Annotated in this window: 9 protein-coding genes and 2 pseudogenes; 7 read left to right on the top strand and 4 right to left on the bottom strand. The window is 63.2% G+C overall.

What is annotated here, in order from left to right; genetic code table 11:
* From AC4D2M_RS15920 to AC4D2M_RS15895, 6 genes are all read left to right on the top strand, one after another.
* Positions 1 to 1,317, top strand: a 1,317-nt coding sequence (locus AC4D2M_RS15920) for an NAD-dependent succinate-semialdehyde dehydrogenase (protein WP_490892872.1), incomplete at its 5' end; no start/stop codon positions are given.
* A 166-nt stretch (positions 1,318 to 1,483) separates the two neighbouring features.
* Positions 1,484 to 1,753 (top strand): CoA transferase, encoded by a 270-nt coding sequence (locus tag AC4D2M_RS15915; RefSeq protein ID WP_490892871.1) that lies wholly within the window; start codon positions 1,484 to 1,486, stop codon positions 1,751 to 1,753.
* Between the two features lie 319 nt (positions 1,754 to 2,072).
* The gene (locus AC4D2M_RS15910; RefSeq protein WP_490892870.1) at positions 2,073 to 3,233 is read left to right on the top strand and encodes an acyl-CoA dehydrogenase family protein; all 1,161 of its coding nucleotides are present in this window, start codon (positions 2,073 to 2,075) and stop codon (positions 3,231 to 3,233) included.
* Between the two features lie 219 nt (positions 3,234 to 3,452).
* Positions 3,453 to 3,881: an aspartate 1-decarboxylase gene (panD, locus tag AC4D2M_RS15905; protein WP_490892869.1), complete on the top strand. Its 429-nt coding sequence runs from the start codon at positions 3,453 to 3,455 to the stop codon at positions 3,879 to 3,881.
* A 3-nt stretch (positions 3,882 to 3,884) separates the two neighbouring features.
* The gene (gene panB, locus AC4D2M_RS15900) at positions 3,885 to 4,787 is read left to right on the top strand and encodes a 3-methyl-2-oxobutanoate hydroxymethyltransferase (RefSeq protein WP_490892868.1); all 903 of its coding nucleotides are present in this window, start codon (positions 3,885 to 3,887) and stop codon (positions 4,785 to 4,787) included.
* 409 nt (positions 4,788 to 5,196) lie between these two features.
* Complete coding sequence (locus tag AC4D2M_RS15895; protein ID WP_490892867.1) at positions 5,197 to 6,255, top strand: MBL fold metallo-hydrolase; 1,059 nt, start codon at positions 5,197 to 5,199, stop codon at positions 6,253 to 6,255.
* A gap of 7 nt (positions 6,256 to 6,262) precedes the next feature.
* Here the strand turns inward: AC4D2M_RS15895 and AC4D2M_RS15890 are convergent.
* Positions 6,263 to 6,453, bottom strand: a pseudogene (locus tag AC4D2M_RS15890) (hypothetical protein); the annotation flags it as partial.
* A gap of 297 nt (positions 6,454 to 6,750) precedes the next feature.
* Here AC4D2M_RS15890 and AC4D2M_RS15885 point away from each other — a divergent pair.
* Positions 6,751 to 6,918, top strand: a pseudogene (locus tag AC4D2M_RS15885) (recombinase family protein); the annotation flags it as partial.
* A 374-nt stretch (positions 6,919 to 7,292) separates the two neighbouring features.
* On the opposite strand, the gene AC4D2M_RS15880 reads toward AC4D2M_RS15885, so the two are convergent.
* From AC4D2M_RS15880 to AC4D2M_RS15870, 3 genes are read right to left on the bottom strand one after another with little or no spacing between them, the layout of a single operon-like run.
* The gene (locus AC4D2M_RS15880) at positions 7,293 to 8,060 is read right to left on the bottom strand and encodes a hypothetical protein (protein ID WP_490892866.1); all 768 of its coding nucleotides are present in this window, start codon (positions 8,058 to 8,060) and stop codon (positions 7,293 to 7,295) included.
* A gap of 2 nt (positions 8,061 to 8,062) precedes the next feature.
* On the bottom strand, positions 8,063 to 9,604 hold the full coding sequence (locus AC4D2M_RS15875) for a relaxase/mobilization nuclease domain-containing protein (RefSeq protein ID WP_490892865.1): 1,542 nt from the start codon (positions 9,602 to 9,604) through the stop codon (positions 8,063 to 8,065).
* Positions 9,601 to 10,020 carry a MobC domain-containing protein gene (locus AC4D2M_RS15870; RefSeq protein ID WP_490892864.1) on the bottom strand — a complete coding sequence of 140 codons (420 nt, stop codon included), beginning with the start codon at positions 10,018 to 10,020 and terminating at the stop codon, positions 9,601 to 9,603. The genes AC4D2M_RS15875 and AC4D2M_RS15870 overlap by 4 nt, the downstream gene beginning before the upstream one ends.
* Positions 10,021 to 10,196 lie beyond the last annotated feature (176 nt).

Below are 10,196 nucleotides of genomic sequence, written 5' to 3'. Positions count from 1 at the left end.
GTGGCCGCCCTCGACGCCGCGGACGCCGTGCAGGCGTCCTGGGCGCGGACGGCGCCGCGGGTTAGGGCCGAGATCCTGCGCCGGGCCTTCGACCTGGTGACAGAGCGTGCCGAGGACTTCGCGCTGCTGATGACACTGGAAATGGGCAAGCCGCTGGCGGAAGCACGCGGCGAAGTGACCTACGGCGCCGAGTTCCTGCGCTGGTTCTCGGAGGAGGCCGTACGCGACTACGGCCGTTACCTCACCACCCCCGAGGGCAGGAACAAGATCCTGGTCCAGCACAAACCGGTGGGCCCGTGCCTGCTCATCACGCCGTGGAACTTCCCGCTGGCAATGGCGACCCGGAAGGTGGCTCCCGCCGTCGCGGCCGGCTGCACCATGGTGCTGAAACCCGCCAAGCTCACGCCGCTCACCGCCCAGCTGTTCGCCCAGACAATGCTCGATGCCGGCCTGCCCGCCGGAGTGCTCAATGTCGTCTCTTCCTCCAGTGCCTCCGGCATCTCCGGGCCGCTGTTGAAAGATTCCCGGCTGCGCAAGATCTCCTTCACCGGCTCAACGCCGGTGGGTAAACGCCTCATGGCCGATGCCGCGCAGAACGTGCTGCGTACCTCCATGGAGCTTGGCGGGAATGCGCCGTTCATTGTGTTCGACGACGCGGATCTCGACAAGGCCGTTGAGGGAGCCATGGCCGCGAAGATGCGGAACATGGGCGAAGCCTGCACCGCCGCGAACCGTTTCCTCGTGCAGGAGTCCGTCGCGGAGGAATTCACCGCCCGGTTCGCCGCCGCCATGGGGTCACTGATCACCGGGCGCGGCACCGAGCCCGGAACGCAGGTGGGCCCGCTGATCGACGGGGACGCCCGGGATGATGTGCACGCTTTGGTCAGCGCCGCCGTCGACGCCGGTGCCACAGCTGTCACCGGTGGCTCGCCCGTCGACGGGGCCGGCTACTTCTACCAGCCGACGGTCCTTGGCAACGTACCCAACAACGCCGACATTCTTCGTCAGGAGGTCTTTGGCCCCGTAGCCCCCGTGACAACGTTCGCCACTGAGGAGGACGCGATCCGCCTCGCCAACGCCAGCGAATACGGCCTGGCCTCCTACCTATACAGCAGGGACTTCAACCGCCTCCTGCGCGTAGCCGAACAGACCGAATTCGGCATGGTCGGATTCAACACCGGCATCATCTCCAACGCCGCCGCACCCTTCGGCGGCGTCAAACACTCCGGACTCGGCCGTGAAGGCGGCTCCGAAGGCATCACCGAATACATCACCACCCAATACATCGGCATCACCGACCCCCACGCCAGCAGGTAGCTGACAGAGTCCCTCATCAGCGGGAAGCCAATTTCACGGCCATTCACTACCCGGTCCGGCAGCACCAACCCCCTCATCCATGAGCGATCTCCCTGATCGTCAAACCCAAAAGGAATCTCGATGAAAAGCATTCTTCATCAGCAAGCTCAAGAGAGGGAACGTGTAAATGCAGCCCGACGACGGCAGGCGCCCCGGCATCATGGCGAAATTCGGGCTGGACTACGCCAGCCTCGCAGCGGACCGGCCAGAAATCGTCTACTGCTCCATCTCCGGTTGCGGTACAGGATCCGGAGCAGGCCTGCCCGGCTACGACCTCCTGGTCCAAGCGCTCGGTGGCCTGATAAGCATGACCGGCTCACCGGAGACCGGACCGCCCCAAGCCGGGGTCGCCCTCGTGGACGTGCTCACCCGCCGAACGCCTTGGCAGGCATTCTGATGGCCCTGCGCGTACGTGACGCCACAGGTACCGGTCAGCCGTTACAAGTCAATCTACTCTCCTCACTGCTGGCAGCCGTGGTGACCAGGGAACGGCCACGCTGGCCACCGGGAAGTCCCCTGCCCGGATAGGCAACGCCCACCCCAGCATCGCCCCTTATGAGACCTTTCGCACCGGCCGGGAATCCCGGCAAGTAACCAACCCGATCCGGCTCTCCGGAACCGCGCCCGGCTACCGGCAGGTTCCCCCGCCCCGGGCGAACACCGGGGCAGCAGCTTCGCTGCCCGAATACTCAACCTCCACCGTGAAAGGCCCCTAAATGTCTGATACCAGCGACCTGATTGACTTTGATTCCCTGCTCACCGCAGACGAGCTTGCCCTGCGGGCTACCGTGCGGTCCTTCGTGGACAGCGAGATCAAGCCCAACATCGCGGACTGGTACGAAAAAGCCGTCTTCCCGCTCGAGATCGTCCCGGGACTGGCCAAGCTGGGCCTGCTCGGCATGCACCTGAAGGGCTACGGCTGCTCAGGCCGGTCCGCCGTCGACTACGGCCTGGCCGGCGCGGAACTCGAAGCCGGGGACTCCGGGCTGCGCACCTTCGTCTCCGTGCAGGGCTCACTGGCCATGAGCGCCATCCACAAACACGGCTCCGAAGACCAGAAACAGGAATGGCTCCCGGCCATGGCCAAAGGCGAGGCCATCGGCTGCTTCGGTCTGACCGAACCCACCGCCGGATCCGATCCGGGCAGCATGACCACCTACGCCCGCCGCGAAGGCAACGGCTGGGTACTCAACGGCGCCAAACGCTGGATCGGCCTGGCCTCCGTCGCCCAGGTCGCCGTCATCTGGGCCCAGACCGAGGAAGGAGTCCGCGGCTTCGTAGTACCCACCTCAACACCGGGCTTCACCGCCACGCCGATCGAACCGAAGCTCTCGATGCGCGCGTCCATCCAGTGCGACATCGACCTAACCGATGTCCGCCTGCCCGAAACCGCGGTGCTGCCGAACGTCACCGGACTCAAGGGCCCCTTCTCCTGCCTCAACGAAGCGCGCTACGGAATCATCTGGGGCGCCATGGGCGCGGCCCGCGACTCCTTCGAGGCCGCCCTGGACTACTCCAAGGGACGCATGCAGTTCGACAAACCCTTGGCCGGATACCAGCTGACCCAGCAGAAGCTGGTAGACATGGCGCTCGAGATCAACAAGGGCTTCCTGCTCGCCCTCCACCTGGGCCGCAAAAAAGACGCCGGCACGCTGCAGATTGAGCAGGTCTCTGTGGGCAAACTCAACAACTGCCGCGAGGCCATCAAGATCGCCCGCGAGGCCCGGACTATCCTCGGCGGCAACGGCATCACCATGGACTACTCACCCCTGCGGCACGCAAACAACCTCGAATCCGTGCGCACCTACGAGGGCACCGACGAAGTCCACACCCTCATCCTGGGCAACAAACTCACCGGCGTCCCCGCCTTCCGCTGAAGCCTCAAAACCCTCGTGACACGCACAGTAGAACGTTGGATCGACCAAACCTGGCGCCGCACCCGAGGGACTCTTCTGATCTCGATTCCAGCGGTGAGGTGCCGGATGATCACCCGGATCATCAATATCGCACCGTTCACGGCACCTCACCGTCTGTTCGCCAAGCAACCGACGCAGCCTGCGTCTTCTAACTATTCAGGGGTAATCTCTATGCATTTGATGACTCGCACGATGTTCAAGTCCAAAATCCACCGCGCCACAGTCACGCATGCGGACCTGCACTATGTCGGTTCGGTCACTGTGGATCTGGACCTGTTGGAGGCGGCCGACATCCTGCCGGGCGAGCTCGTCGCGATCGTCGATGTAACCAACGGCGCCCGCCTGGAGACCTACACCATCGCCGGCGAACGTGGCTCCGGTGTGATCGGCATCAACGGTCCGGCTGCGCACCTGATCCAGGAAAACGACACGGTCATACTCATTACCTACGCGAACATGACCACAGAAGAAGCAAGGACCTACAAACCCAAGATTGTGCACGTAGACCAGCGCAACCGAATTCTCCAGCTCGGCAACGATCCCGCCGCAGGAGTCACCCCTGGATTGGTCCGCCCGCCCTTTGCGTTGAACAACAGCGCGGTGAAGTGACTCATGGTTATGAGTAACAGCCCCGAAAGCACCTCCGCGGAGGTTCCGGCACCCTACGGAAACGGCCCTTCAAAAACCGGCGTTCAGACTACGGAAACGGCGACGAGGACCGGAGGCCGGATTCGAACCCATCACCTCCAGCAGGCGAAGGACAACGGTCATCGCTTCGCCATGCTGACGGCCTACGAACAGTACACCGCGGAGATTTTCGACCAGGCAGGTATTGAGGTACTCCTCGTCGGCGATTCTGCTTCCAACAACGTCTTCGGAAATGAAACCAGCCTGCCAGTCACGGTGGATGAACTGCTGCCGCTGTGCCGGGCAGTTTCGCGCGCGGCAAAGCGCGCCCTCGTAGTCGCCGACCTACCGTTCGGCAGTTACGAAGTTTCCTCGCAACAGGCTGTGGCCACGGGCGTCCGGTTCCTGAAGGAGGGCCTCGCCCACGCAGTGAAAATCGAAGTTGGCAGCTTTTACACCGACACCGTCCGGGCGATGGTCCAGGCAGGTATCCCCGTGATGGCCCACATCGGCTTCACCCCACAAAGCGAACATGCCCTGGGCGGCTACCGGGTGCAGGGCCGCGGGGACGACGCTGAGCGGCTGGTCCACGACGCGGTAGCCTTGGCGGAGGCAGGTGCCTTTTGCGTGCTGATGGAGATGGTCACGGCCGAAACCGCGGCGGCGATTGATGCCGCAGTTTCCGTCCCTACGGTCGGCATCGGTGCCGGGAATGCGACCACCGGGCAGGTCCTCGTATGGCAGGACATGGCCGGCCTGCGCGACGGAAAGATGGCTAAATTCGTCAAACAGTATGCGCACATTCGGACCACTCTCGGCGACGCAGCTAAGGCCTACGGCGAGGAGGTCCGCTCCGGGCAGTTCCCCGGCCCCGAGCACGCCTTCTGAAACGTCGGGGCCATCCTGGCTCCGGACTGGACAGCAGCGATCAAACTAACAAAATGGCCGACATCAGAAAAGGAAGACATCGACGTATGGGGTTTCAGGAGACCGGTCGCGCCAGCATGCACCGCACGGACCAGTGGCAGTCCCTTGTTGGCGAGATCGTCGAGGTCCGGCTGCATGGAAGGTTGCATCGTTGGGGGGTAGTTGATGAAGCGATGCCCGACGGCAGCGGTTTATGGCTTGCTCCGGAGAGCGTATCTCAGCGGGAATTCATAGACGCCGCTTCCGGGTTTGAGGTTTGGACGAGTCTTTATCCGCACTCGAGATGGCGCTACGCAGCTCCTGCTTCCGAGAAGGAGGCAGAGGCAGCCGAAGCCTCTGAACGGATCCCGGCTAGATCAGGCGATGTGGCGTGAACTCTCCAAGCCTGGCACCGATTACCCTCACCGGCCGCGCCCAAAAGGAAGCGTGGCAGAACAAGGTGCTGCCGCCCGTTGAACAGCTCAGCACGGATGTGTGGTCCATCCCCGTTCCATTCCTTGGCAATCCCATGCGCTATACCCTCAGCTACCTGCTCCTGGGTGACGGCGACGCGGTCCTGATCGATCCGGGCTGGGACAGTGACGCCGGTCTGGATCATCTGACCGCCGGCCTGCGGCAAGCCGGCCTAGGGGTCTCCGATCTGACGGGAATCGTCGTCACTCATTTCCACTCGGACCATCTCGGCATGGCTTCCCGCCTGCGGATGGCATCGGGGGCATGGGTTGCCTTGGGGGACCGGGAAGTGCGCCGGCTCACTGCCTTCGATGACGCTGACCTTGTCTTGCGCACCCACCGCGAGGAGCTGACGTTGTGGGGCGTGCCGTCGGACAGGCTGGCCGAGGTGGCCATGGGCCGCCCCAGCCTCATCCATCTGCAGAACCTCGCGGATCCGGACCTCCGGTTCCCCGATGGCGGCTTGGTGCCAGCCAAGGGGCTTGGCCTGCGAGTGGTCACCACTCCCGGCCACTCGCCGGGGCACATCTGTCTGGTCGATGAACCCCACGGCCTGATATTCAGCGGTGATCACGTACTGCCGCGCATCTCTCCGCACATAGCCTTGGAGCTGCCAGGCCCGCCCAACCCGCTGGCGGACTACTACGAGTCCCTGAACCTGATCGCGTTCGAGGATGAGATGGAGGTCTGCCCTGCGCACGAGTACCGTTTCGCCGGCATGCAACGCCGGGTCGCACAGCTGATCGAACACAACCGCCAACGCTCGGACGAGGTCCTCCAGGTCCTGGATCGGCATCGGCCCGAAACCGTTTGGGACATCGCCCGCCACCTCACGTGGTCCCGTGGCTGGGAGTCCCTGCAGGCCTTCTCACTGCGCCTGGCAGTGTCTGAAACAGCCAGCCATGTGGTTTACCTGCGGGCGCAGGGCCATGACATCGACGTGCCGATAACAGATCCACATCCCGCTGTTCAGTGACGGCAACTTACCGAGACGGGACGGGGGAAGCTATCCCGTGGGGCAGGAACCGCTTGCCGTGGAACCGCTCCAGGCCCCGCCGGGCACAAGCAGGGGGTGATGCCGCCCCGGAACATCGGCCAGCCCCCGCCAAGGATCATGCAGGGTTTTATTGTCTTCGGCTACGGCAACCACCCCTTCTTCCAGCATCACGCGGATGGGTGGGCTGCAACACTTCCCCCGCGCATCTTCAGGGACGCAGAACCAACAGGGTCTGCTTGCTTACCAGCCGTAAGTGATCTGATGACCATCCCACCAGACGAAAACGCCGCTAAGGCCTCCCGTAGTTCACACGTTGTTGGTCGAGGGAAACACGTCACTGTCTTGCGGAGAACCTGGTGCAAGGGCAGGAGTTCGTCCAGTTCGGGTACACCCCAACCTGACGAACGGGCCCGCATCTCTCGACTTTTCTTTTGGAACGGGCCTAGAACATAACCTGACAGGGCGGGAGGCGCGGTGACTGGACAGCGGATCGGGTACGTGCGCGTGAGTACCCTGGACCAGAACGAGAAACGTCAGCTCGAAGGCCAGGTCCTGGACCGAGTCTTCATGGACAAGGCCTCCGGCCGGGACATCACCCGGCCAGAACTGACGGAACTGCTGCGGTTCGCCCGCGACGGAGACCGTTGTTGTACGCAGCATAAAGGCCAGTTCCTGCACATGCCCAGCGCACAGTCTTGGATTCGAACCTTACGGTCGGCCCGCTGATGAGCTTGCGCGGGTGGGTGCTCGGCAATTGTGCAACATTCTGTTGCACAATTGTCCAGAGACCGTCTGGACAATTGGTTCGACTGACCACAGCCGGGGACAATCCTGATTGGTTATCCACCGCTACTGCTGCTGAGGGAGCTACCCCAATGTCTCCCAATTTCAGCCGGCAAGGGAAGACGCCGTTCGACTATGTCCGAGCGAGGCGATTTCAGCATCGATCGCGTTTCGTAGTGCAAGTAGTTCCGGTATGGCATGCCACCGAGCTCGGCGCTATTCATCATTGCCGCCTAGCCAAGCCCTACCTCACGCTCCCGGGCCGCACCGCGGCCGGTGAACTTCTTCCCCTTCACGAGCTTGTACCCACTCCGAACGCTTTTGCGAGGATGCGTGCCCTGGTCACGGTCTGCGGCGAGAACGGCAGTGACGGCTTCCTTGCCTTCCTCGGTGTGCCCGAACGTGTCCATGAGCCGCTCTGCAAGTTTCACCCGACGGTCACCGGTGTCCCACAAGTCCGCGGCATCAGTGGCAGCGTTCTGCGTGTCGACGTCGTTCTGCAGGTCTCCCGTGACAATGACGGCAGCTTGCTGTTCGGCCCCGGCCGAGCCTTGCTGGGCTTCCTGCCCCTCGGTTGCTTTCTCCTGGGTTTTATAGACACTGGCCTCTGGTGGTGCTGCTTGCCTGTCGAGGAACTGTTCCGGGGTGAGGTCGTACCGGACCTTGATCTCATCGTGCATGTGCTCACGGGACAACCGCGCCATGTCATCGAAGGATTCCCACTGCTGCGCGAGGGCATAGTGGGTGGCGACTTCCTGGAGCTGCGCGGAGTCCCAGAACTGCGGCTCGTGTACTGCCGCTAGCTGTGTACGCATCACAGCGCGTTCGGCTTCGAACCGTTCCTCAAGCTGGCGGCGTTCCTCGTTGGCCGCACGCTGCAGTTCCTGCTGCCGCTCGGCCCGCTGACGGGCGAGCATTTCCCCGAGCCTCCCGGCTACAGCTAGCGCGGCTTGTGCTTGCCCGCGCAGCAGGTCATTGGCTCCATCTGGTGTGTGGTCCACGACTATCTCCCTATCCCTTGATCGTGTGTGGTGTGTTGTTCGAGCTGGCGCTGCCGTGCCGCGTACCCGTCGACCTCGGTCAGGGCTCCGACCGGCCGGTTCAGTCCATCATGTGCGGGCTGCAGCTTCGGCTCGGGAACATCCGGCAACGGTCCCGCGACAGCGGCCAGCTGAATCCGGATCGTTTGCGTCAACACGTTGGCTTCTCGAAGTTCTCTCCCTGCTTCGTGCATGGCGCGGATTGCGCCGAAGGTGCGGAGCATCTGCTGCATGATCAGTGCCTGGGCGACCGGTGACGGTGCGCTTGTAGCAGCGAGAAGGAAGGCTGTGGTGCCGGCCATCCGCAACGGCGGATCAACAGGTTCGGTAATCTTCAGGCCGCTTCGGTGAGCGGACCGGGCCATCGCCCGCGAAGCTTCAGCCAGCGGACCGGGCGTTGGTTCAGTCGCCCGCGACCAGGCACCGAGCAGACCGGAGGTCTCACGTGCCACATGCGCCCAGGTCTGGTGATCCTCTGGAGCGACCTTCGTCATCGCTCGCCGGGCTCCTGCCAGCTGCACAGCAAGCTTCCTGGCCAGGTCCTCATCGAACGCCCGGCCCGCCTCCGAGGTCACGGGGGATCCTTGTTTCATGTCTGAGGCGTCCGGGTTCGCGATCCTGTGGTGGCGCTTCGCAGCCCACCATTCCTCGGCTGCTTCCTGCGCCTGCTGCGGCGTATCCGGCCAGCTTGTTCGCAGTGCGGGAAGGGTGAGGTCTTTGGCGAGTTTCCCTCCACTGAACCAGATGGGACGCATGCCCTTCGGAGGCCTTTCAGCAACCGAGTAACCCGTGACAACACTTCTCCCGCCGTCCGCGAAACGGGCGCTGACCAGCAAGCCGCTGCGACGAAGACGACGCACGAACTCCGCCTCATGCTGCGAGGCGACCGCGCTGGAACGGACCAGTCGTTCCATCCGGAACCGTGCCGGCTCCTGCTCGCGGCCGGCCCTTTGCTCGGCTGGTTTGAAGCCGCGCTCGGCGTACTGTCCCAACTCCATCAGCCCGTACTTCTTCTCGATGCCACGGGCCGCACGTTGCGCCTTCGCATAGTCGGCCCCGTCGTGCCACTTAGTGCCATCTGAGCGCACACGGGAAGCCACGATGTGTATGTGGTCATTGCCGGCGATGCTCGTTCCGTGGTGGACAGCAACCCACTGCACGGGCGTTTTACCGCTCGTCTCCATGAAACCCATCTCGTCCATGAAGTCCTGGGCGATGTCGGCCCACTGCTGCTCGGTGACCGGCCGCTCATCGGCGCGCACCGAGAGCGAACAGTGCCACACGTGATTGGGGACTTCCACGTCGAAGGTTCGCCGGTTCAGGTCGAGTTCCTTCGCGACCATGACAGCGGAGCTCTCGTCCAGCTGCACGTCATCGAACCACGCCATGATGGTGGGACTGCCTGTTACCAGATGCGGGTCGGTGTGCTCATTCCGTTTGCCCGGACCAACCAGATACTTCATCAGCCCGACCGGACGGTCGCCCTTAGTGATGTTCGGGATCATGGCTTCAATTCCTCGATGACGTCGACAATCTTCGCCATCACCTCACGGGCTTCCTGAACTACTGCGCGGCCGTTCGAAGCCATCTCCCCCGTCGTGTTCTGGTGACGTGCGACCTGGTTGATGTTGTTCGCAGCTGTAGCAACCAGGTACCGCATCTCAAGAAGGGTCGCCAGTTCCTGCTTACGCAACTGCAACGAAGCCGGATCTCCAGTACCCAAGGCCGCATCGACCAGAATCGCCGAAGGTGACAAACCCGTTTGTGCCTCAAGTTTGAGTAACTTGGCGCGCTCCATCTCCGACATGGAGACACGCACGTACTGGGTCTTACCTTCAATGCGCTTGCGCCGCGAAGACCAGACCCGACGGGGCGGCTTCGCAGCATCATCGGTGCCGCCGTTTTCATCGCTCTCAACCACGCCCGTCCCCCTTTCCAGCCCAGCGCAGCGCCCCTCCCCCGGAGGTCCCACACCTCAGTGTGCCACGGCCGAAGCCGCAGGCGCTAGGCCGAATCCGCGTTTATGGCACATAAACGCATAGCTTGCTCCGCCAGGGCTCCGTCTTCCTTGCTCCGCCAGGGCTCCGTCTTCCTTGC

The sequence above is a fragment of the Arthrobacter sp. TJ-270 genome, from assembly GCF_058269075.1.
The sequence above is the reverse complement of the archived record's forward strand: the minus strand, read 5'-3'. Positions and strand labels throughout refer to the sequence as shown.